Raw genomic sequence first — 20,313 nt, 5'->3', positions numbered from 1 at the left:
GCAGCCTTCCCCCGGTCCGGGCGTGCGATGTGGCAGGACGACCGGATGCTAGAGCCATTTCCGTTGCGATGGAATCGGAACGGAGCTCTGGCTTCTTTTTTTGACGCGTTTTCTTGACGCGAAGCGGCTTCCATCCCGCATCAAGTGCGGGGCAGGCTTCGCTTGAAAACGCTTTGGTGCCCTTCAGTGGCAGGAGGCAACGCTGTTGCCTGCGCCTGCCGTGGCCGAGGATCGCTCCTTGGCCGTCTCGAGACTCCGCGCGACCGTCGCCAGCAACTCCGGCGGCTTGAATGGCTTCTGCAGGCTCGATACCGCGCCGAGCTTCACCGCCATGGTCAGGAAGTCGGGGCCGGAATCCGACGGCATCGGTCGTCCCGAGATCACGATGATGGGCGTCAGCGGCTTTTGCTGCAGCACCATCCGCATGGTCTCGAAGCCGTCCATGCCGGGCATGAAGATGTCGAGGAACAGCAGGTCGAAGTCGCCGGCCTCGAACTGCGCCAATCCCTTGCGCCCGTCATTGGCCGTGACCACGCTGTGTCCGGCCCGTTCGAGCAGCAATCGGATCGTGACTTGCACCGCCGTGTCGTCGTCCACGATCAGGATTTTTGCCAATCACAGTCTCCGCGCTGAATGACGTGAAAAACGCAAACAGGTTCACTGAGTCTGCATTCTGCTGCAACACGTTCGTGCCACAACGCGTTCCATTGCGGATGGTGGACGGGTCGTTAACTCGCGTGTATATGCACGATATCGTGCATATCGGCAACCAGGAGACACCCAGAGGGGATTCGCGTTCAATCGCTGAGGTACTCAGGGTAGCGCGCGCGGATCTGCGCCAGTTCGCTCAGGGTTCCCGACAGATGGGTGCGCAGATGCTTCTGCGCCTCATCGGGCGCGCCGGCTTCGATCGCCTTGGCGATGAGACGGTGATGCCGCAGGATGTCCTGCGCCTTGCCGGGCGAGGGCAAATGCAGCCGCCGCAGACGATCGATATGGCCGCTGCGGCTGACCACCAGCGCCCAGATGTCCTGCTTGTCGGCCGCCGCATAGAGCTGGGCGTGGAACTCGTTGTCGGCGAGCATGAAGCGCTGGAAGTCGCCGGCCTTGGCGAATTGCTGCTGCCGCGCGATCGTCTTGTTCAGCGCAGCGACCAGTGCGGTGTCCGGCTTTGACGCCAGCTGGCGCACGATCTCGAGCTCGACGGCTTGCCGGAGGAAATGTGCCTGCTGGGCCAGGCGGACGTCGACGCGGCTGACCACGGTCGCATATTGCGGGAACACCTCGACCAGCCCCTCCTCGTCGAGCCGCATCAGCGCATCGCGAATGGGGGTCGAACTGACGCCGAACTGGGCTGCGAGTTCCGCGCGTGACAGCGGCGATCCCGGAGGCAGTTCCAGCGAGATGATCATGCCGCGCAGCCGCTCGAACACCTGCGGGGCAGCCTGCCGATCGCGGTCGAGCCGCGCGGACGAACGCGGAATGGCGCGACGGGGCGCGGTCTGGGGTGCGGCCATCTGACGAACCGGCAAGAGGGGGCTTGCTTCAAATGCACTAATACATTAGTGCATCTGTCAACAACGGTCAACGCAAAGGGATCGCGGGAGGAAGGCAATGAACAGGAAATGGACGCGGGGTCTCGCCGCCGCGATTGCTGTGATGGGCGTGGCGCTCTCCGCCGGCCAGGCGCTGGCACAGGCCAAGACCGAAATCTCGCTGTCGCGACAGCCCGGCATTTTCTACATGCCGACTCACATCATCGAGAAGCAGAAGCTGATCGAGAAGCACGCCGCGGCGCTTGGTGTGCCCGGCATCACCACCAAATGGATCACCTTCTCCGGCGGCGGCGCACAGACCGATGCGCTGCTCGCGGGCGGCGTCGACATCCTCAACACCGGCACCGGCAATCTCCTGCTGCTGTGGGACCGCACCCGCGGCGGCGTGAAGGGCATTTGCGCGACGTCGGCACAGCCGATGACGCTGATCAGCCGCGACGAGAAGATCAAGTCGATCAAGGATTTTGGCCCGGGCGACAAGATCGCGGTGCCGACGGTCAAGGTCTCGACGCAAGCGATCGTGCTGCAGATCGCGGCCGCCGAAGCCTTCGGCGCCGATCAGTGGGCGAAACTCGATCCCAACACCGTGCAGCTCGGCCATCCCGACGCCTATGCGGCGCTGTCCAATTCGCAGCACGAGGTGCACAGCCACTTCTCGATTCCGCCCTTCACCTTCCTGGAGCTGAAGAACGTGCCGGGCGCGCATGTCGTGCTGAGTTCGCCCGATGTGATGGGTGGTCCACTCAGCCAGGCGCAGTTCTTCACCACGACCAAATTCGCCGATGCCAATCCGAAGATCGTCCAGGCGGTGCGCGATGCCACCAAGGAAGCGACAGACCTGATCCGCAACGACACCAGGACCGCGGTCGAGATCTACAAGGAGATCACCGGCGACAAGACCTCGGTCGAGGATCTGCTGGCCTGGCTCAAGGAGCCCGGCATGATGGAGTGGAACCTGCAGCCGCAGGGCACGATGAAATTCGCCACCCATCTGCACAAGACCGGCACCCTGAAGACGCTGCCGAAGGCCTGGACCGACTACTATCTGCCGCTCGCGCACGATCTGAAGGGCAGCTGATCCGATGACGCCGCTTCTCGACGTCAGCGACGTGACGCTGCGCTACAAGACCTCGAGCGCAGTGATCACCGCGACCGAACGGGTGTCGTTCTCGGTCGATTGCTCCGACCGCTTCGTGCTGCTCGGCCCCTCCGGCTGCGGCAAGTCCACGCTGCTGAAGGCGGTCGGCGGCTACATGACGCCGAGCGAGGGCAAGATGCGGATTTCGGGCCGCGAGATCTCCGAGCCCGGCGCCGATCGCATGATGATCTTCCAGGAATTCGACCAGTTGTTGCCCTGGAAGACGGTGCTGGAGAACGTCATGTTCCCGCTGGTCACCGCGCGAAAGCTGCCGAAGAAGGAGGCCGAGGGGCGCGCCCGCGCCTACATCGAGAAGGTCGGGCTGACCCGCGTCGTCGACGGCTATCCGCACACGCTGTCGGGCGGCATGAAGCAGCGCGTCGCGATCGCGCGCGGCATGGCGATGGAGCCGGACATCCTGCTGATGGACGAGCCGTTCGCGGCCCTCGACGCGCTGACGCGGCGGACCTGCCAGGACGAGCTGCTGCAGCTCTGGTCCGAAACCAAATTCACCGTGCTGTTCGTGACCCATTCGATTGCGGAAGCCATCAAGATCGGCAACCGCATTCTCTTGCTGTCGCCGCATCCGGGCCGGGTCAAGGCCGAGATCGTCGATGTCGACCAGGTCTCGAGCGAGGACGGCAGCGCCGCGCGGCTCGAGCAACAGATCCACGATCTGCTGTTCGCCGACGAAGCAACAGCGCATTAAGGGAGCGCGCGATGGGCGAGGCGAGAATCCTGCTGCGCGACCAGGCTGCCGCATCGGCCGCCGTCACGACCGAGGTCGAGCGCAAGCTGACGACGTGGGAGCTGCTCTGGAACGACGGCTTCGTCCGCAAGGGCGTCATCATCATCTTCCTGGCCGCGGTCTGGGAGATCTACGGCACCCTGCTCGACAATCCGCTGCTGTTCCCGACCTTCCACGACACCGTGCAGACGCTGTTCGACAAGGTGCGCGACGGCACCATTCCGATGCGCGCCTGGGCGTCGCTGAAGGTGCTGTTCATGGGCTACAGCGCCGGCATTGTGCTCGCCGCCGTTTTCACCATCCTGGCAATCTCGACCCGGATCGGCACCGACTTCCTCGAAACCATCACCGCGATGTTCAATCCGCTGCCGGCGATCGCGCTGCTGCCGCTGGCGCTGATCTGGTTCGGGCTCGGCAATGGCAGTCTCGTTTTCGTGCTGATCCATTCGGTGCTGTGGCCGGTCGCGCTCAACACCCATTCGGGCTTCAAGAGCGTGTCGAACACGCTGCGCATGGTCGGCCGCAATTACGGCCTGCGCGGACTGCCCTATGTCGCAAAAATCCTGATCCCGGCGGCGTTCGGCTCGATCCTCACGGGACTGAAGATCGGCTGGGCGTTCGCCTGGCGCACGCTGATCGCGGCCGAGCTGGTGTTCGGCGTCTCCTCCGGGCAGGGCGGGCTCGGCTGGTTCATCTTCGAGAACCGCAACCTGCTGGACATTCCTGCCGTGTTCGCCGGTCTGTTGACGGTGATCATCATCGGTCTCATCGTCGAGAACCTGATCTTCCGTACCATCGAGAAGAACACTGTCCAGAAATGGGGTACGCAATCATGAGCAAGAACAAGACCCCCGATCAATTGCGCAGCGCCCGCTGGTTCGCGCCCGACGATCTGCGCGCCTTCGGGCATCGCTCGCGCGCGATGCAGATGGGCTACGCGCCGGAGGAGTGGAAGGACCGGCCGGTGATTGCGATCGTCAACACCTGGTCGGACGCGCAGCCCTGCCACATGCACTTCAAGAGCCGGGTCGACGACGTCAAGCGCGGCGTGCTGATGGCCGGTGGCTTTCCGATGGAATTGCCGGCGCTGTCGCTGTCGGAGTCGCTCTTGAAGCCGACCACGATGCTTTATCGCAACATGCTGGCGATGGACACCGAGGAGCTGTTGCGCGGCCATCCCGTCGACGGCGTGGTGCTGATGGGCGGTTGCGACAAGACCACGCCGGGCCTCTTGCTCGGCGCCACCAGCATGAACCTGCCGACGATCTATCTGCCGGCCGGTCCGATGCTGCGCGGCAACTGGAAGGGCAAGACGCTCGGCTCGGGCTCGGACGCCTGGAAATACTGGGATGAGCGGCGCGCCGGAAAGATTTCGGACCGCGATTGGATCGACATGGAAGCGGGGATCGCCCGCAGCTATGGCACCTGCATGACCATGGGCACGGCGTCGACGATGACCGCGATCGCTGAAGCGATCGGGATGACCTTGCCGGGCGCCTCGTCGATCCCCGCGGCGGATGCCAACCATATCCGCATGAGCTCGGAAGCCGGCCGCCGCATTGTCGAGATGGTGTGGGAGGATCTGACCCCGCAGAAGATCCAGAGCCGCAAGGCATTCGAGAACGCGATCACGGTCGCGATGGCGATGGGCTGCTCGACCAATGCGATCATCCATCTGATCGCGCAGGCGCGCCGCGCCGGCCAGGACATCGGGCTCGACGATTTCGAGAAGGCCAGCCGCAAGGTCCCCGTGATCGCCAATGTCCGCCCGAGCGGCGATGCCTATCTGATGGAGGATTTCTTCTATGCCGGCGGCTTGCCCGGCCTGATGACCCGCATCAAGCCGCATCTGCATCTCGACTGCATGACGGTGACGGGCAGGACGCTCGGCGACAACATCGCGCAGGCCGAGGTCCACAACGACGACGTCATCCGCAGCGTCGACAACCCGATCTACGCCGAGGGCGCGCTGGCGGTGCTGAAGGGAAATCTTGCGCCCGACGGCTGCGTGATCAAGCCGAGCGCCTGCGATCCGCGCTTCCTCAAGCATACGGGACCTGCGCTGGTGTTCGACGATTATCCCGCGATGAAGAAGGCGGTCGACGATCCCAATCTCGACGTCACGCCGGATCACGTCATGATCCTGCGCAACGCCGGTCCGCAAGGGGGGCCGGGCATGCCGGAATGGGGCATGCTGCCGATTCCGACCAAACTCGTGAAGCAGGGCGTGCGCGACATGGTGCGGCTGTCGGATGCGCGGATGAGCGGCACCTCCTACGGCGCCTGCATCCTGCACGTCTCGCCGGAGTCCTACATCGGCGGTCCGCTGGCGCTGGTGCAGAACGGCGACCGCATCACGCTCGACGTCGCCGCGCGCACCATCAATCTCGATGTGCCGGATACGGAGCTGGCCAAGCGCCGCGCCGCGTGGAAGGCGCCCGAGCGGCGCTTCGAGCGCGGCTATGGCTGGATGTTCTCCAGGCACATCAAGCAGGCGAACGAAGGCTGCGATTTCGATTTCCTCGAGACCGGCTTCGGCAAGCCGGTCGGCGAGCCATCGATCTACTAGTTATCCGAGAAAGACGATTGGACCACACACCATGTCAAAACTGAGCGAAGCCACCCGCAACAAGCTCAAGACCATCTCGACCGCCACCGTCGCGACCGCGCTGTTCAAGCGCGGCCTGCGCATCCAGATGATCCAGGACGTGTATCCGCTCAGCCCCGACCAGCCGACGCTGGTCGGCGAGGCCTTCACGCTGCGCTACATGCCGGCGCGCGAGGACCTCAACACGATCGAGGTGTTCCGCGACCGCTCGCATCCGCAGCGCAAGGCGGTTGAGGATTGCCCGCCCGGCGCGGTGCTCGTGATGGACAGCCGCAAGGATGCACGCGCCGCCTCGGCCGGCGCGATCCTGGTGACGCGGCTTATGAAGCGCGGCTGCGCCGGCGTCATCACCGACGGCGGCTTTCGCGATTCCGCCGAGATCGCGCGGCTCGGCTTCCCGGCCTATCACCACCGCCCCAGCGCGCCGACCAATCTGACCCTGCATCAGGCGATCGAGATCAACGTGCCGATCGGCTGCGGCGATGCGCCGGTGTTTCCCGGCGACGTCATCCTTGGCGACAGCGACGGCGTCATCGTGATCCCCGCCCATCTTGCTGATGAGATCGCCAACGAGACCTTCGAGATGACCGCGTTCGAGGATTTCGTCACCGAGGAAGTCCACAAGGGCCGCGGCATCTTCGGGCTTTATCCGGCGACCGACGAACAGACGCTGAAGGATTTTGCCGCCTGGCGAAAGGCGAACGGAAGATAAGACGCCGCGGCCACTTTCTTCGCCTCGCCCCGCGTGCGGGGAGAGGCCGGAACGCATCGCCAGATGCGTTCCGGGTGAGGGGGAGTCTCCACGAATGCCGCTATCACCGCTTTCGCGGATAGAGCCCCTCACCCCAACCCTCTCCCCGTGAAGAACGGGGCGAGGGGGCGCAGTTGCGATCGCTGCTCGACCTTATCTCGTCACGCTAAATCGCGCTCGCCGCGATGTTCACCATCAGCGCCAGCAGCGCGGTGTTGAACACGAAGGAGATGATGCCGTGCACGGTCGCAGTGCGGCGGATGATCTTGTCGGTGATGCCGACGTCGGAGACCTGCGCGGTCATGCCGATGATGAACGAGAAATAGACGAAGTCCCAATAGTCGGCGTCGGCATGCTCGTCGCCGCTGGGGAATTGCAGGCCGCCGGGCTTGTTGCCGCGGTAGAACTCATGGGCGTAGTGCAAGGCGAAAGCGGTGTGGACCGCCGTCCATGACAGCGCGATGGTGACGACGGCGAACACCAGCCCGGCCCGACTCTTGCCGGACGCGCCGAGCTCGAACACGATCGCGGCGAGACTTGCGAGCGCGCCGAAGGCCGTGAGCAGCAGGATCAGGAAACGCCCGTCGTCCTGCATCGCGGCGCTGCGCCTCATATAGGCGATGCCACAACGCAGCATCATCGCATAAGCCAGCACGAGATAGAGCGCAGCGAAAGCGTCCCAGCCAACGAGAATCCGCGTCACCAGCCGCGGTGCTTCCGGCAGCACCAGGGCAGCGAGAATGCCGAAGCCGAGTGCGATGAAGGTGCGCGGCCGACTCATGACCACGCGCGCCGGCATCGGCAGCTTCCGGAAGCGAACAAGGTGTTCTTCGAATTCCTTGTTCATCCGGAGCCCGCGACCTGGATCAGTTCTTCCGCTCGGCGACGAAATGCGCGGCGGCGCGCAGCACGTCGCCCTTGCTGCCGAAGATCGACAGTGCCGCGTCGGCGCGCGCGAGCAGGTCGCGCACGCGCTGCCTGGCGCCCTCGATGCCGAGCTGGGTGACGAAGGTGGTCTTGCCGAGCGCGGCATCGGCGCCGGCCGGCTTGCCGAGGGCCGCGGCATCGCCCTCGACATCGAGCAGATCGTCGGCGATCTGGAAGGCTTCGCCGAGCGCTTTGCCGTAATCGTCGAGCGCCTGGTATTCCTTCGGCGTGGACTGGCCGAGCAGCGCGCCGGCGATGCAGCCAAACCGCAAGAGCGCGCCGGTCTTCATCTGCTGCAGGCGGGCGACGTCGACCGGCTCGCGATCGCCGAAGCGGCCTTCGCCGGCGAGATCGAGGATCTGGCCGCCGGCCATGCCGCCGATGCCGGACGCACGCGCCAGCGCGCGGGTCAGCAGCAGTCGGACATTGGCGTCCTTGTGGATCTCGTCGCGGGTGATGATGTCGAAGGCGATCGTGAGCAGCGCGTCGCCGGCGAGGATCGCGGTGGCGTCGTCATAGGCCTTGTGCAGGGTCGGGCGGCCGCGACGCAGGTCGGAATTGTCCATCGCCGGCAGGTCGTCGTGGATCAGCGAGTAGCAGTGGATGCATTCCAGCGCAGCGCCGGCCAGCAGCGCGGCCTCGCGCGGCACGCCGAACACGGCCGCGCTCTCGACCACCAGGAACGGCCGCAGCCGTTTTCCGCCGCCGAGGCTGGAATAGCGCATCGCCTCGATCAGCCGCTTCGGGCGCACGATCTCATCCGATACTGTCGCATCCGACAGCAACTTCGCGAGCAGGGCCTCGGTATCCTCCGCGGTCTGGTCCAGCCGCCGTGAAAACTCTGCAGTACCGGTCGTCATTAAGAATTGCTCCAGATCGATTTTCGGCCGGACAATCGTTGATGGCGCCGGCTTCGTCAATTCCAGATGGAGGGCAGATGACGCCTTAAAAGTGCTGGAAAAACCGTGAATTATCCAGCTAGACGTCCATCCCGGCCCATTTCGGCTGGCTCCCGCCGGAAGCAGCACTTTTGCGCATCGTCCGAATTTTATTGCTGGTTTTGCTGGTCCTCGTGCTGCTGCCCTATCTGGTGGCGCCGTTCTACCGGACCGGGCACCCGGTCTCCGCCCTGATGGCCTGGCGCACGCTGAAGGGCGCGCCGGTGACCCGGCATTGGGTCGATTTCCGCAGCATGTCGCCGTATTTGCCGCGCTCCGTGGTGGGCTCGGAGGACGCCAAATTCTGCAGCCATCACGGGGTGGACTGGGGCGCGCTGCGCGAGGTGATGGACGACGCCGAGGATGGTGAGGTCGCCCGCGGCGGCTCGACCATCACCCAGCAGGTCGCAAAGAACCTGTTTCTCTGGCCCGGCCGCAGCGTGATCCGGAAAGGGCTGGAGATCCCGCTGGCGATGTGGATCGACTTCGTGCTGCCCAAGCAGCGGGTGCTGGAAATCTACCTGAACATCGCCGAATTGGGCCCATCCGGACAGTTTGGCGCCGAGGCCGGCGCGCAATATGCCTTCGGCCGTCCGGCCTCGAGCCTGTCGCCCCGCGAAGCAGCGCTCTTGGCGGCGATCCTGCCCAATCCGGTCAAACGGAGCGCTCGCAGCCCCGGGCCGGGGGTGCGGCGGCTCTCAGCGACCTATATGGCGCGAGCCAACGCAGTCCAGCGTTGCTGGAGCGAAAATCGTGCATTTTGAGCCGATTCCGGGCGCTTTTTCGCGAGCCAGACCCTAGATTTACGATGGCCCTTCCTCTATAAGCGCGGCCTTACCGGCATTGCAGCATGCGCTTCCAGGCGCGCTGTGCCGTCCGCATTTCGGACGATGCCTCCGCAACACCCCTAGAGGACACCGTCATGGCCGTTCCCAGAAGAAAAACCTCGCCGTCGCGCCGTGGCATGCGCCGTTCGGCCGATGCGCTCAAGACCCCGACCTATGTCGAGGACAAGGACTCCGGCGAACTGCGCCGTCCGCACCATCTCGACCTCAAGACCGGCATGTACAAGGGCCGTCAGGTCCTGAAGGCCAAGAAAGAGTCCTGATCGGACGTTGGGCCCGGCGCGCGCGACCTTGCGGCGCCGAGCTTGAATTAGGCTTCTGAATTCGGCCATAGCGTGCGGTAAGACGGGCGCGTCAGCGGCGAGAGCTTTGGCCACGCCGCTATGCTCGGTTCCTTGAAGAAGGCCCAGCCCCGATGGTCGGTTTTCCGCTGCTTCTCGTCCCGCTCGCGATCTACAACATCCTCGTGTTCCTGATGCCGACGGTGTCCCTCACGGACCCGCTGATCAAGATCACGTTGGTCTCGGGCGTTGCGTGGGCGGTGACGCTGAGTGACGTGCTGCTCGCGCTCGGCATCCTGATGCTGATGCTCGAGGTCATCAAGGGCGCGCGGCCCGGCGCGAAATATCTCACCGATCATCTGCTGGCGTTGATCGTGTTCGGCGCCGCCGCAGCTGAATTCGTGATGTGGCCGCAGTTCGGCACCTCGACCTATTGCCTGCTGACGCTGCTGGCGATGGCCGACTTCTTCGGCGGCATTGCCCAGCATGTGCGTCGCCGCGCGCTGGTTGCGGCATCAGTGCCTGCGCCGGCCGCCAAACGCGGACGCAAGGCTGCGCCTGATGTCGTAGAAGAACCGCAAGTCGAGCCCGCACCGGCTCCAGCGCCGGCCCCAACGCCAGCTCCTGTGCAAGCCGAGCCGGCTCCGGCCGCCGCGCCCGTTACGCCACCGACTCCGTCGGTGCCTTCAGCGGCATCAGTCGCGGAATCGGTGCTGCAGGATCATCCGCAGCCGAAAGCGCCGCAGCCCGCGTCGCAGGACAACGCGCCGCGCTAACTTTTCTTGTTGATTTTGAGCATGATCTTTTCGGAAAACCGCTTCACACTTTTCCGGATCATGCTCTAGATGATCTGCCGCGTCCGCCGCGCCACGCTGCGGCGCTCGCCGACATGTGGGCCATAGGCCGACTGCGCATCCGCGTAGGAGCCGCGGCGCAGATTGCGGGTCTGCGGCACCTGTTCGGCGGTCGCGATCAGCTGGGTGATGAAGGACGTATCCGGATGGTTCAGTGGCCGCTTCGGCGCCCATTGTGCCGCCACCGGGTTCAAGGGCACGAGATCGGTGCAGGCGGTCTCGTCACCGAGCACCTCGCCGTCCAAAACCTCTGATTGATCGATGTCAAGCATAGCGAACCGAACCTGCCCGTCGCATTTCGGGACGACTTGCCCCGTCTGGTCCTGTTCGTGGCAAGGGACATGCCGGAGCCGGCAAGTTCGTTCCCGGCCGTCTCAAAACGTGGTTTCCAGATTATTTATCAACTTCACCTAGCGTGCGAGTCGGAACCCACTATCCTCAGATGCAGAATCACCTGTAGGTGGTGTTTCGAAACGAGGCAAGCCTGATGCCCTCCGTCCCGACGGCCGACCACATCCTTGCCTCGCTCGGACAGGCGACCTTTGCCTGGGACATCGCAACCGACGCGATCGCCTGGAGCGGCAATGCGGCGACGGTTTTCACGGACATTCCCCTCGAGGCGCTCGCCAGCGGTGCCGAGCTCGCAAAACTGATCGAGCCGTCGCGCGGCATCCGCACCGAGGCGCTGAGCCAATCAGCGCCGGCGGGTACCGGCGAAGGCGCGCCCTACCGGATCGAATACGGCGTCCGCGCCACCACCTCTGCCCCGGTGATCTGGGTCGAGGAAACCGGCTGCTGGTATGTCGGCGCCGACGGCAAGCCAGTCCGTGCGGAAGGCATCGTCCGCATCAACAACGAGCGCCACGCCCGCGACGAGCAGCTTCTGAAACTGTCGCGGCACGATCCGCTGACCGGCGAGCTCAACCGCACCCATCTGATCGCCTCGCTCGCCGAGACGATCGAGGAATGTGCGCGCTTCCGCTCTTCCTGCGCCTTCATGCTGATCGGCATCGATCATCTGGCGCGGGTCAACGATGCCTTCGGCTTCGACGTCGCGGACGCCGTGATCGCCGAGGTCGCCAAACGCATCCGCGCGCGACTGCGTGGCGGCGACATGCTCGGCCGCTTCTCCGGCAACAAGTTCGGCCTGATCCTGCGCAACTGCACCGTCGACGACACCAATGTCGCCGCCGAACGCTTCCTCGCCGCGGTCCGCGACGAGGTGATCCCGACCAAATCGGGGCCGGTGTCGGTGACCGCCTCGATCGGCGCCGTCACGATTCCGCGTCACGCCCGCTCGGCGGATGAAGCGGTCAACCGCGCCCACGAGACGCTCGATGCCGCCAAAAGCCGCCGCGCCGGTTCGTTCGCGCTGTGGAAGCCGAATGTCGAGCGCGACGCGCAGCGCCGTGTCAATATCCGCGTCACCGACGAGATCGTCACCGCGCTGAACGAGCGGCGCATCGTGGTCGGCTTCGAGCCGGTCGTCGAAGCGCGCTCACGCCAGCCGGCATTCTACGAATGCCTGGTGCGGATGGAGCAGGAGGACGGCCAGGCGCTGCTCGCGCCCGACATCGTCCCGGTCGCCGAACGGCTCGGGCTGATCCGCCTCGTCGACCATCGCGTGCTCGAGCTTGCGATCGCCGAGCTCGCAACCTCGCCGAACGTGCAGCTCAGCCTCAACATCTCGCCGGACACCACGATGGATCCGGACTGGTGGACCACGATCGATTCGCTGATGCGCGCCCATCCCGGCGTTGGCGAGCGGCTGATCGTCGAGATCACCGAGACGGTCGCGATCCAGGATCTGGACGACGTCCGCGGCTTCGTTACGCGCTTGAAGAATTTTGGCAGCCGGATCGCGATCGACGATTTCGGCGCCGGCTACACCTCGTTCCGCAACCTGCGCAAGCTCGGCGTCGATATCGTCAAGATCGATGGCGCCTTCGTGCAGAACATCGCCCGCTCCGCCGACGACCGCGCCTTCGTCCAGACCCTGATCGATCTGGCGCGCCGCCTGCAGATCAAGACGGTCGCCGAATGGGTGCAGGACGAAGAAGCCGCCGTGATGCTGCGCGAATGGGGCTGCGACTTCATCCAGGGCCGTCTGATCGGGCTGGCCTCGCTGGAGCGGCCGTGGAGTGCCGGGCCGGACCAGGTGCTGCCGGTGGCGGGGTAAGCAGCGAAGCGGGCCAATCCCTCGGTGTCATACCCCGCGAAAGCGGGGTACCAAGTACGCCGCGGCCTATCGGTCTTCCACTGACGTCTCTGGAATACTGGGTCACCCGCTTTCGCGGGTGACGACAGCTGAGGGTCACTCGTCCTTCTTCGGCTGGGACATGCGCTCGAGCCGTTCCTGCATGTCCTTCATCTGGCGGCGCAGATCGTCGATGTTGCCATCGTCAGGTGCGGGCTCCGGCACCTTCTCGGGCTCGGCCGAGGAGTTGCCGCGCGGCGGCTGCGGCACGAAGGGCTTGAACATCGAGAAGGTCTGCTGGAACAGCTCCATGTTGCGGCGGACCTGCTCCTCAAGCGGCGCGAACGGGGTGCCGCTGAGCGCACCGGCGATCTGCTTGCGAAACTTTTCCTGCTCCTGGGTCAGCGTCGCAAGCGACTGCTCGAGATATTTCGGCACCACCATCTGCATGCTGTCGCCGTAGAAGCGGATCAGCTGGCGCAGGAAGGTGGTCGGCAGCAGATTCTGCCCGGCCTTGTTTTCCTGCTCGAAGATGATCTGGGCCAGCACCGAGCGGGTGATGTCGTCGCCGGTCTTGGCGTCATAGACGAGGAAGTCCTCGCCCTCTTTCACCATCGCGGCGAGGTCTTCGAGCGTCACATAGGTGCTCGTCCCGGTATTATAGAGCCGTCGGTTCGCGTATTTCTTGATTGTGGTGGGTTGTTCAGATTTTGCCATGGGCTCTCACTTCAACAGAACCTGGAACCCGACGGCATCGCCGTGGGGCTAAATGCAACGCATCGCAGCAAAGGTAAGCATTTTCAAAGCCGTTCGGCTACCGTTTTGTGCGCCACGGTTAATCTCAAAGCACCGCCATTGCTCAGGAAACTGCCAAGCGCGCCATTTTGAGTGCGGCGCAGGACGATTTGGCGCTCGTGCCGATTGACATGGCTCAACGACGTTAACAGGATAGGATTTAAGACTGGCCCGCCAATCGGCCCGCCCGCCGTCAAGAAAAACCAACCCACAATAGGAGATGTCCATGTCAGACGATGTCGTCATCGTCAGCGCCGCCCGCACCGCCGTCGGCGCTTTCAACGGAGCATTCGCCACGACCCCGGCCCACGATCTCGGCGCGGTCGCGATCAAGGCGGCGCTGCAGCGTGCCGGCGTCGAGCCCGGCCAAGTCTCCGAAGTCATCATGGGCCAGATCCTGACCGCTGCCCAAGGCCAGAATCCGGCCCGTCAGGCCTCGATCAATGCCGGCATTCCCGTGGAGAGCCCGGCCTGGGGCATCAACCAGCTCTGCGGTTCGGGCCTGCGCTCGGTCGCGCTCGGATACCAGGCGCTGCTCAACGGCGATTCCTCGATTGTCGTCGCCGGCGGCCAGGAATCGATGAGCATGGCCACCCACGCGCAATATCTGCGCGGCGGCGCCAAGATGGGCAGCCTCGAGCTGGTCGACACCATGATCAAGGACGGCCTGTGGGATGCCTTCAACGGCTACCACATGGGTAACACCGCCGAGAACGTGGCGAAGCAGTACCAGATCACCCGCGCGCAGCAGGACGAGTTCGCGGTCGCCTCGCAGAACAAGGCCGAGGCCGCGCAGAAGGCCGGCAAGTTCAAGGATGAGATCGCGGCCGTCACGATCAAGACCCGCAAGGGCGACATCGTGGTCGACACCGACGAATATCCGCGCCATGGCGCCACGATCGACGCGATGGGCAAGCTGCGCGCAGCTTTCGAGAAGGACGGAACCGTCACCGCCGGCAACGCATCGGGCATCAATGACGGCGCTGCCGCCGTGGTGCTGATGACCGCCAAGGAAGCCGCTCGGCTGGGCAAGAAGCCGCTCGCCCGCATCGTGTCGTGGGGCCAGGCCGGCGTCGATCCGAAGATCATGGGCACCGGCCCGATCCCGGCGTCGCGCGCCGCGCTGAAGAAGGCCGGCTGGAACATCGGCGATCTCGACCTGATCGAGGCCAACGAGGCGTTCGCGGCGCAGGCCTGCGCCGTCAACAAGGACCTCGGCTGGGATGCCGCGAAGGTCAACGTCAACGGCGGTGCGATCGCGATCGGCCATCCGATCGGCGCATCCGGCGCCCGCGTGCTGGTCACGCTGCTGCACGAGATGCAGAAGCGCGACTCCAAGAAGGGCCTTGCGACGCTGTGCATCGGCGGAGGCATGGGCATCGCCATGTGCGTGGCACGCGATTGATATGTGCGTTGCACGCGACTGAACAAAAGGCAGCGGAGCGGGTTGGATGATGAAAAGATCATCTGTCAACCAAGGCGCGAGCTGATAAATAAGATGCCCGGCCTCGCGCCGGGCATTTTTGTTTCGAAGTGTGTGTGAGTGCGAGTGCGAAGACCGGAGTCATTTCCGGTTCTCAAAAAAACGGCCAAGGAGGAGACGGACATGGCACGTGTAGCATTGGTAACGGGCGGAACGCGCGGCATTGGGGCTGCGATCAGCAAGGCTCTGAAGGCAGCCGGCTACAAGGTCGCGGCAAGCTACGCCGGCAACGACGCCGCGGCGGAGAAGTTCAAGGCGGATACCGGCATTCCCGTCTACAAGTGGGACGTCGCCTCGTTCGATGCCTGCGCCGCGGGCGTGAAGCAGGTCGAGGCCGATCTCGGCCCCGTGGACGTGCTGGTCAATAATGCCGGCATCACCAAGGACACCGCCTTCCACAAGATGACGCTCGAGCAGTGGAGCGCCGTGATCAACACCAATCTCGGCTCGCTGTTCAACATGACGCGGCAAGTGATCGAAGGCATGCGCGCGCGAAAATTCGGCCGCGTCATCTCGATCTCCTCGATCAACGGCCAGAAGGGCCAGTTCGGCCAGGTCAACTATTCGGCGGCCAAGGCCGGCGACATCGGCTTCACCAAGGCGCTCGCGCTTGAGAACGCCAAGGGCGGCATCACCGTCAACGTGATCTGCCCCGGCTACATCAACACCGAAATGGTGCAGGCGGTGCCGAAGGACGTGCTGGAAAAGGCCGTGATTCCGCAGATCCCGGTCAATCGTCTGGGCGAGCCCGAGGAAATCGCACGTGCGGTGGTGTTCCTCGCCTCCGACGACGCCGGCTTCATCACCGGCTCGACGCTGAGCATCAACGGCGGCCAGTATCAGGCGTAAGCGCGCGCAAGCGTCGCAAGCGGCATCCGTGAAGTCGTCATGCCCGGCCTTGTGCCGGGCATTGGCGTCTGTACAAGGGGCCGACGCCGGAATGTCTTTTGCGAAGGCGCGCTTCGCGCTTCCGGCCGCGCCGGACTTATCCTTGATGACGACCCGCACTTCGACCCTCGTTGGACTGACCGCGATCCTGATGTGGTCGCTGCTGTCGGTTCTGACGGTGGCGACTGGAAAAATTCCCGCATTCCAGCTGCTGGCGCTGACGTTCGCGATTGCTGCCGCCGTCGCGTTCGCGAGCTTCCTGTTCCGCCCGTCGGCGTTCGCAGCGCTGAAGCAGCCGCTGGTCGCGTGGGTCGTCGGCATCGGCGGGTTGTTCGGTTATCACGCGCTGTATTTCCTGGCGCTGCGCTTCGCGCCGCCGGCGGAAGCAGGGCTGTTGAACTATCTCTGGCCGCTCCTGATCGTGTTGTTCTCCTCGCTGTTGCCCGGCGAGCGGCTGGCGGCGCATCACATCATCGGCGCGCTGCTGGGGCTCGTCGGCACCGTGTTGCTGCTCGCCGGCAATACCGGCAGCTTCACGCCCGCGCAGATTCCCGGGCTTGCCGCCGCTTTCGTCGCCGCGTTCGTCTGGGCCTCCTATTCGGTGATGTCGCGCCGGCTCAAGGCGGTGCCGACCGATGCCGTCGCCGGCTTTTGTCTCGCGACCGCGGTGCTCGCAGCCCTCGTGCACCTGCGGGTGGAGACGACGGTGTGGCCGGAGTCGCCGCTGCAATGGCTTGCCGTGATCGCGCTGGGCATCGGCCCGGTCGGCGCCGCCTTCTTTGCCTGGGACATCGGCATGAAGCGCGGTGACATCCGCGTGCTCGGCGCCGCCTCCTACGCGACACCGCTGCTGTCGACGATGTTCCTGATCCTTGCGGGCTATGCGAAGCCGAGCGCCAACCTCGCCATCGCCGCGCTCCTGATCGCCGGCGGCGGCCTGATCGCGGCGAAGGATATGGTGTTGAAAAAGTAGGATGGGTGGAGTGACCGCCATCGCTCTTCGAGCGATGACGAACACTCCACCCATCCGAAGCGGATTACGACGCAGGCGCCCAGCCCTTCGGCGCGAGCTCGAATTTCGCGAACTCGAAGCCTGGCGCGACGGTGCAGCCGACCAGCGTCCAGTCGCCGGTGCTTTCGGCAGCCTGCCAGGCATCCGCGGGTACGATCGCCTGCGGCCGTTCACCGCGCGTGACATCGGGGCCGAGCTTCACGGTGTGCCGTGTGCAGCCGTCATGCGCGATCTGCAAAGTCAGCGGCGCACCGGCGTAGTAATGCCAGGTCTCGACCGCATCGATGCGATGCCAGTGCGAGCGCTCGCCGCGCGCCAGCAGGAAATAGATCGCGGTCGAATAGGCGCGGCCGTTCACGTCGCAGCGCTTGTCGCGAAAGGTCTCGCGATAATGCCCGCTTTCGGGATGCGGCTTCAGCTCGAGCCGCGCGATGATGTCGGCAGCCGAGGGAAGGGGCATCAGGACTTGTTCTTGCGCTCGCGGAGCTCGCCGAACACCTGTGCGGGATCAGCACCCTTCATGTGCAGCTTCGCGGCGACCGACGGCTCGTCGGCGCGCAGGAACACGTTTGCCTTTTTCTCCTCGCCGAGCAGCGTCGGGATCGTCGGCTTGTTCTCCGCGCGCAGCTTTGTCACCTCGGCTGCCCGCGCCTGGAGCACCGGATTGTCGGACTCGACGGTCAGCGCGAACTTCACGTTCGACGCGGTATACTCGTGGCCGCAATAGAGCCGGAAATCGTCGGGCAGCGCGCGCAGCCTCAAGAGCGAATCCCACATCATGGGATAGTTGCCCTCGAACACGCGGCCGCAGCCGATCGAGAACAGCGTGTCGGCGGCGAACACCGCCTTCTCGCCGTCGAACACATAGGAGATGTGATCGAGCGTATGACCGGGCGTCTCGATCACGCGCGCCAGCAGGTCACCGATCTTGATCACGTCGCCATTGGCGGCGCGCAGGTCGACATTGGCGATCTTGGTCGACTTGTCGTGCGGGGCGACGACGCGGCAGCCGTACTTCTGCTTCAGCTCGGCGACGCCGCCGACATGGTCGCCATGATGGTGGGTGATCAGGATGTCCGTCAGCGTCCAGCCCTCGCGCTCCAGCGCTGCGATGATCGGGCCGGCCTCCGGCGCGTCGATCGAGGCGGTGGCCTTGGTCGCGGGGTCGTGGATCAGGTAGCCGAAATTGTCGGTGAGGCAGGTGAAGGTGCGGATTTCGGCGGACATGATATCTCCGGAGGTGCTGCGGCGGGAACGGTAACACGCCAAATATAGGGGCGAAATATGGCGTTAACGCTCACGCCGCAAAGCAAATTTCCGCGCGCCGCTGACGGGGGCGGCATGTTAGGTTGGGATATGGACGTCATCGACCTCCGGGATTTCTATTCGCAGCGCCTCGGCATCGTGGCGCGACAGCTGATCAACCGCGGTATCCGCGCGCGCTGGCCCGATGCGGACGGCCAGCGGGTGCTCGGTCTCGGCTATCCCACACCCTATCTCGGCCTGTTCCGCGAAACCTGCGAGCGCTGCATCGCTTTCATGCCGGCCGCCCAGGGCGTGCTGAAATGGCCGACCGGCCGCCCGGCGCTGGCGACCCTGATCGACGAATTCTCGATGCCGCTGCCGGACGCCGCGGTCGATCGCGTGCTGCTCGTGCACGCGCTGGAAATGTCCGATGATCCGGAGCGGCTGCTGCGCGAGGTGTGGCGCGTGTTGTCGCCGTCGGGGCGGCTGATCGCCGTGATTCCGAACAGGCGCGGCGTGTGGACGCGCACCGACGCGACGCCGTTCGGACATGGCCGGCCGTACTCCCGCGCGCAGATCACGCAATTGTTGCGGCAGACCTGGTTCACGCCGGCGGCGTGGGGCGAGGCGCTGTTCATGCCGCCGGTTGCCGGCGGCTGGTTCCTGCGTTCGGCGATGGCGTGGGAGCGCGTTGGCGCGGCGATCTCCGCGCCGTTCGCCGGCGTGCACATCGTTGAAGCCAGCAAGCAGGTCTATCGCGCAATACCGGCGAAGCGCACGCGGCTGATTCCATCGCTGCAGCCGGTGCTGGTGCCGTCGTCATCTGCGACGCGCGGATAAAACAAAAAAGAGGCGGGCAAATCGCCCGCCTCTTCTTCAACACGTTGCAACCTGCTACTCGCCGCCGACGTCTTCGCTCGGCGCAGCCTGCGCCATGTCCGGCCGCGGGCCGTGCGGACGACGGCGACGGCGCGGGAAGCGGTCGCCGCGCTCGGGGCGTTCTCCGCCGCCATTGCCCTCATAGCCGCTGGCCTGCGGCTGCGCGCCGCCGGTGATGAAGGAGGGCAGACGGTCGACGCCGCCGGCATCGGCCATCACGGGCTGCGGCTGGTTCTGCGGTGGCGGTTGATATTGCGGCTGCGGGCGATGGTCGCGCTCGCGATGCTCGCGGTGTTCGCGCGGCTGCGGCTGCTCGCGCTGATAGGGCTGCTGGTTGTTGTCGCGCACACCACCATCGCGCGGACCGTTGTCGCGCATGAACGGCTGCTGCTGCTGCGGCAGGCCCGGCTCCTGGCCGAAGCTCGAATAGCTGTCGCCCTCATCGTCGTGATCGTCAGAGGTCTGAACCTCGGCGTCGGGACGCGGCTGCTGCTGATTCTGCCGGAATTGCTCCTGCGCCGCGGCGATGATGCGGTAATAGTGCTCGGCGTGCTGGTAGTAGTTCTCGGCGGCAACGGGATCGCCGGAGGAGCGCGCGTCGCGCGCCAGCTGGACGTATTTTTCGGCAACATGAGAGGCCGTGCCGCGGATCTTGATATCGGGTCCGTTGGACTCGTACACACGCGTCAGGGGATTCTGGCCGCGCCGGTTATTGTTGTTGTTATTGTTATTGTTGTTATTCCGGTTCCGCATCCGCTTGTTGTTCTGACCGTTTCTCATATCTCGCCTTTTATTCCAGCCCTGAAGTTTTGCAGTCATCACTCATCCGATCCGGCACGCGGTTACGCGCACGGAACCGACATACCGTTCAATGTGGTTTCGAGGTTGCCAACCATCGCGTTCAACAAAGACGCGTTCCCCACCGCCGGCGAACATCGCCAGCGACCAAATCAATCAAGCCCGACGAAGCAGGCCCAGTTCTCTCACGTAAGTCTTCAAGCGCAATAACAGGCTTTCGTTCGCTTGGCGGTCCAGAGCAGCACGTTTGCGGCTATTGCGCTCAATATGACCTGCGTTTTTGGAACCTTTCAATCGGCGGGCTCTCGGCTCAAGAACCCTGGTCACCACCCGTATCGGTTACGGGGCCATTACCGATGCTGTGGCCGGA

Annotated in this window: 22 protein-coding genes; 13 read left to right on the top strand and 9 right to left on the bottom strand. The window is 64.7% G+C overall.

Features of this window, described 5'->3' with window-relative positions:
* Positions 1-183 precede the first annotated feature (183 nt).
* Positions 184-615, bottom strand: a complete 432-nt coding sequence (locus JQ604_RS38675) for a response regulator (protein ID WP_212365998.1) — start codon at positions 613-615, stop codon at positions 184-186.
* A gap of 182 nt (positions 616-797) precedes the next feature.
* Positions 798-1,517, bottom strand: coding sequence for a GntR family transcriptional regulator (locus JQ604_RS38670; protein WP_212365997.1), 720 nt, complete (start codon positions 1,515-1,517; stop codon positions 798-800).
* 142 nt (positions 1,518-1,659) lie between these two features.
* Here JQ604_RS38670 and JQ604_RS38665 point away from each other — a divergent pair, with 142 nt between their 5' ends.
* Genes JQ604_RS38665 through JQ604_RS38645 form a run of 5 tightly spaced genes read left to right on the top strand, consistent with a single transcriptional unit; the run spans position 1,660 to position 6,762 of the window.
* On the top strand, positions 1,660-2,634 hold the full coding sequence (locus JQ604_RS38665; protein ID WP_249159304.1) for an ABC transporter substrate-binding protein: 975 nt from the start codon (positions 1,660-1,662) through the stop codon (positions 2,632-2,634).
* Positions 2,635-2,638: 4 nt separating this feature from the next.
* Complete coding sequence (locus JQ604_RS38660) at positions 2,639-3,403, top strand: ABC transporter ATP-binding protein (RefSeq protein WP_212365995.1); 765 nt, start codon at positions 2,639-2,641, stop codon at positions 3,401-3,403.
* Positions 3,404-3,414: 11 nt separating this feature from the next.
* The gene (locus tag JQ604_RS38655; RefSeq protein ID WP_212365994.1) at positions 3,415-4,278 is read left to right on the top strand and encodes an ABC transporter permease; all 864 of its coding nucleotides are present in this window, start codon (positions 3,415-3,417) and stop codon (positions 4,276-4,278) included.
* Positions 4,275-6,011, top strand: coding sequence for an L-arabinonate dehydratase (gene araD, locus JQ604_RS38650; protein WP_212365993.1), 1,737 nt, complete (start codon positions 4,275-4,277; stop codon positions 6,009-6,011). Before JQ604_RS38655 ends, araD begins: the two co-directional genes overlap by 4 nt.
* A gap of 31 nt (positions 6,012-6,042) precedes the next feature.
* Positions 6,043-6,762, top strand: coding sequence for a ribonuclease activity regulator RraA (locus JQ604_RS38645; RefSeq protein WP_212365992.1), 720 nt, complete (start codon positions 6,043-6,045; stop codon positions 6,760-6,762).
* Positions 6,763-6,967: 205 nt separating this feature from the next.
* Here the strand turns inward: JQ604_RS38645 and JQ604_RS38640 are convergent, their stop codons facing one another.
* Both JQ604_RS38640 and JQ604_RS38635 read right to left on the bottom strand, forming a co-directional pair.
* Positions 6,968-7,648 (bottom strand): DUF1345 domain-containing protein, encoded by a 681-nt coding sequence (locus JQ604_RS38640; protein WP_212365991.1) that lies wholly within the window; start codon positions 7,646-7,648, stop codon positions 6,968-6,970.
* A 19-nt stretch (positions 7,649-7,667) separates the two neighbouring features.
* Positions 7,668-8,588: a polyprenyl synthetase family protein gene (locus JQ604_RS38635; RefSeq protein ID WP_212365990.1), complete on the bottom strand. Its 921-nt coding sequence runs from the start codon at positions 8,586-8,588 to the stop codon at positions 7,668-7,670.
* Between the two features lie 170 nt (positions 8,589-8,758).
* On the opposite strand from JQ604_RS38635, the gene mtgA reads away from it, so the two are divergent.
* From mtgA to JQ604_RS38620, 3 genes are all read left to right on the top strand, one after another.
* A complete protein-coding gene (mtgA, locus tag JQ604_RS38630) occupies positions 8,759-9,430 on the top strand; it encodes a monofunctional biosynthetic peptidoglycan transglycosylase (protein WP_212365989.1) in 672 nt (223 codons plus the stop codon).
* Between the two features lie 158 nt (positions 9,431-9,588).
* Positions 9,589-9,774 (top strand): 50S ribosomal protein L32, encoded by a 186-nt coding sequence (gene rpmF, locus JQ604_RS38625; protein ID WP_044536294.1) that lies wholly within the window; start codon positions 9,589-9,591, stop codon positions 9,772-9,774.
* Positions 9,775-9,926: 152 nt separating this feature from the next.
* Positions 9,927-10,568 (top strand): hypothetical protein, encoded by a 642-nt coding sequence (locus JQ604_RS38620; RefSeq protein WP_212365988.1) that lies wholly within the window; start codon positions 9,927-9,929, stop codon positions 10,566-10,568.
* 65 nt (positions 10,569-10,633) lie between these two features.
* Here JQ604_RS38620 and JQ604_RS38615 read toward each other — a convergent pair whose 3' ends face one another.
* Positions 10,634-10,918 carry a hypothetical protein gene (locus tag JQ604_RS38615; RefSeq protein WP_212365987.1) on the bottom strand — a complete coding sequence of 95 codons (285 nt, stop codon included), beginning with the start codon at positions 10,916-10,918 and terminating at the stop codon, positions 10,634-10,636.
* A gap of 215 nt (positions 10,919-11,133) precedes the next feature.
* Between JQ604_RS38615 and JQ604_RS38610 the strand changes: the two genes are divergently transcribed.
* On the top strand, positions 11,134-12,825 hold the full coding sequence (locus tag JQ604_RS38610; protein ID WP_212365986.1) for a putative bifunctional diguanylate cyclase/phosphodiesterase: 1,692 nt from the start codon (positions 11,134-11,136) through the stop codon (positions 12,823-12,825).
* A 135-nt stretch (positions 12,826-12,960) separates the two neighbouring features.
* Here JQ604_RS38610 and phaR read toward each other — a convergent pair whose 3' ends face one another.
* Positions 12,961-13,560, bottom strand: a complete 600-nt coding sequence (gene phaR / locus JQ604_RS38605) for a polyhydroxyalkanoate synthesis repressor PhaR (RefSeq protein ID WP_212365985.1) — start codon at positions 13,558-13,560, stop codon at positions 12,961-12,963.
* Between the two features lie 304 nt (positions 13,561-13,864).
* Between phaR and JQ604_RS38600 the strand changes: the two genes are divergently transcribed.
* The 3 genes from JQ604_RS38600 (at position 13,865) to yddG (ending at position 16,982) form a co-directional block, all read left to right on the top strand.
* On the top strand, positions 13,865-15,043 hold the full coding sequence (locus JQ604_RS38600) for an acetyl-CoA C-acetyltransferase (RefSeq protein ID WP_212365984.1): 1,179 nt from the start codon (positions 13,865-13,867) through the stop codon (positions 15,041-15,043).
* A gap of 201 nt (positions 15,044-15,244) precedes the next feature.
* Entirely contained in the window at positions 15,245-15,970 is a 726-nt protein-coding gene (gene phbB, locus JQ604_RS38595; RefSeq protein ID WP_212365983.1) for an acetoacetyl-CoA reductase, read from the top strand.
* A gap of 145 nt (positions 15,971-16,115) precedes the next feature.
* A complete protein-coding gene (gene yddG, locus JQ604_RS38590; protein ID WP_212365982.1) occupies positions 16,116-16,982 on the top strand; it encodes an aromatic amino acid exporter YddG in 867 nt (288 codons plus the stop codon).
* A gap of 64 nt (positions 16,983-17,046) precedes the next feature.
* On the opposite strand, the gene JQ604_RS38585 is transcribed toward yddG, so the two are convergent.
* Positions 17,047-17,481 carry a cupin domain-containing protein gene (locus JQ604_RS38585; protein ID WP_212365981.1) on the bottom strand — a complete coding sequence of 145 codons (435 nt, stop codon included), beginning with the start codon at positions 17,479-17,481 and terminating at the stop codon, positions 17,047-17,049.
* Positions 17,481-18,248 carry a hydroxyacylglutathione hydrolase gene (gene gloB / locus JQ604_RS38580; RefSeq protein WP_212365980.1) on the bottom strand — a complete coding sequence of 256 codons (768 nt, stop codon included), beginning with the start codon at positions 18,246-18,248 and terminating at the stop codon, positions 17,481-17,483. The genes JQ604_RS38585 and gloB overlap by 1 nt, the downstream gene beginning before the upstream one ends.
* A 129-nt stretch (positions 18,249-18,377) precedes the next feature.
* On the opposite strand from gloB, the gene JQ604_RS38575 reads away from it, so the two are divergent.
* Complete coding sequence (locus tag JQ604_RS38575) at positions 18,378-19,106, top strand: class I SAM-dependent methyltransferase (protein ID WP_212366013.1); 729 nt, start codon at positions 18,378-18,380, stop codon at positions 19,104-19,106.
* 54 nt (positions 19,107-19,160) lie between these two features.
* On the opposite strand, the gene JQ604_RS38570 is transcribed toward JQ604_RS38575, so the two are convergent.
* Positions 19,161-19,925 carry a DUF4167 domain-containing protein gene (locus tag JQ604_RS38570; protein WP_212365979.1) on the bottom strand — a complete coding sequence of 255 codons (765 nt, stop codon included), beginning with the start codon at positions 19,923-19,925 and terminating at the stop codon, positions 19,161-19,163.
* Positions 19,926-20,313 lie beyond the last annotated feature (388 nt).

Source organism: Bradyrhizobium jicamae, from assembly GCF_018130695.1.
Taxonomy (GTDB): Bacteria; Pseudomonadota; Alphaproteobacteria; order Rhizobiales; family Xanthobacteraceae; genus Bradyrhizobium; species Bradyrhizobium jicamae_B.
Note: the sequence above shows the minus strand (reverse complement) of the source record. Positions and strands in the feature narration are given on the sequence as shown.

What these genes read in the sequence shown, in the direction of transcription:
- JQ604_RS38670 (WP_212365997.1), bottom strand. Translation starts at nt 1,517, where the DNA reads ATGGCCGCACCCCAGACCGCGCCCCGTCGCGCCATTCCGCGTTCGTCC.
- JQ604_RS38665 (WP_249159304.1), top strand. Translation starts at nt 1,660, where the DNA reads ATGGGCGTGGCGCTCTCCGCCGGCCAGGCGCTGGCACAGGCCAAGACC.
- JQ604_RS38660 (WP_212365995.1), top strand. Translation starts at nt 2,639, where the DNA reads ATGACGCCGCTTCTCGACGTCAGCGACGTGACGCTGCGCTACAAGACC.
- JQ604_RS38655 (WP_212365994.1), top strand. Translation starts at nt 3,415, where the DNA reads ATGGGCGAGGCGAGAATCCTGCTGCGCGACCAGGCTGCCGCATCGGCC.
- araD (WP_212365993.1), top strand. Translation starts at nt 4,275, where the DNA reads ATGAGCAAGAACAAGACCCCCGATCAATTGCGCAGCGCCCGCTGGTTC.
- JQ604_RS38645 (WP_212365992.1), top strand. Translation starts at nt 6,043, where the DNA reads ATGTCAAAACTGAGCGAAGCCACCCGCAACAAGCTCAAGACCATCTCG.
- JQ604_RS38640 (WP_212365991.1), bottom strand. Translation starts at nt 7,648, where the DNA reads ATGAACAAGGAATTCGAAGAACACCTTGTTCGCTTCCGGAAGCTGCCG.
- JQ604_RS38635 (WP_212365990.1), bottom strand. Translation starts at nt 8,588, where the DNA reads ATGACGACCGGTACTGCAGAGTTTTCACGGCGGCTGGACCAGACCGCG.
- rpmF (WP_044536294.1), top strand. Translation starts at nt 9,589, where the DNA reads ATGGCCGTTCCCAGAAGAAAAACCTCGCCGTCGCGCCGTGGCATGCGC.
- JQ604_RS38620 (WP_212365988.1), top strand. Translation starts at nt 9,927, where the DNA reads ATGGTCGGTTTTCCGCTGCTTCTCGTCCCGCTCGCGATCTACAACATC.
- JQ604_RS38615 (WP_212365987.1), bottom strand. Translation starts at nt 10,918, where the DNA reads ATGCTTGACATCGATCAATCAGAGGTTTTGGACGGCGAGGTGCTCGGT.
- JQ604_RS38610 (WP_212365986.1), top strand. Translation starts at nt 11,134, where the DNA reads ATGCCCTCCGTCCCGACGGCCGACCACATCCTTGCCTCGCTCGGACAG.
- phaR (WP_212365985.1), bottom strand. Translation starts at nt 13,560, where the DNA reads ATGGCAAAATCTGAACAACCCACCACAATCAAGAAATACGCGAACCGA.
- JQ604_RS38600 (WP_212365984.1), top strand. Translation starts at nt 13,865, where the DNA reads ATGTCAGACGATGTCGTCATCGTCAGCGCCGCCCGCACCGCCGTCGGC.
- phbB (WP_212365983.1), top strand. Translation starts at nt 15,245, where the DNA reads ATGGCACGTGTAGCATTGGTAACGGGCGGAACGCGCGGCATTGGGGCT.
- yddG (WP_212365982.1), top strand. Translation starts at nt 16,116, where the DNA reads ATGACGACCCGCACTTCGACCCTCGTTGGACTGACCGCGATCCTGATG.
- JQ604_RS38585 (WP_212365981.1), bottom strand. Translation starts at nt 17,481, where the DNA reads ATGCCCCTTCCCTCGGCTGCCGACATCATCGCGCGGCTCGAGCTGAAG.
- gloB (WP_212365980.1), bottom strand. Translation starts at nt 18,248, where the DNA reads ATGTCCGCCGAAATCCGCACCTTCACCTGCCTCACCGACAATTTCGGC.
- JQ604_RS38575 (WP_212366013.1), top strand. Translation starts at nt 18,378, where the DNA reads ATGGACGTCATCGACCTCCGGGATTTCTATTCGCAGCGCCTCGGCATC.
- JQ604_RS38570 (WP_212365979.1), bottom strand. Translation starts at nt 19,925, where the DNA reads ATGAGAAACGGTCAGAACAACAAGCGGATGCGGAACCGGAATAACAAC.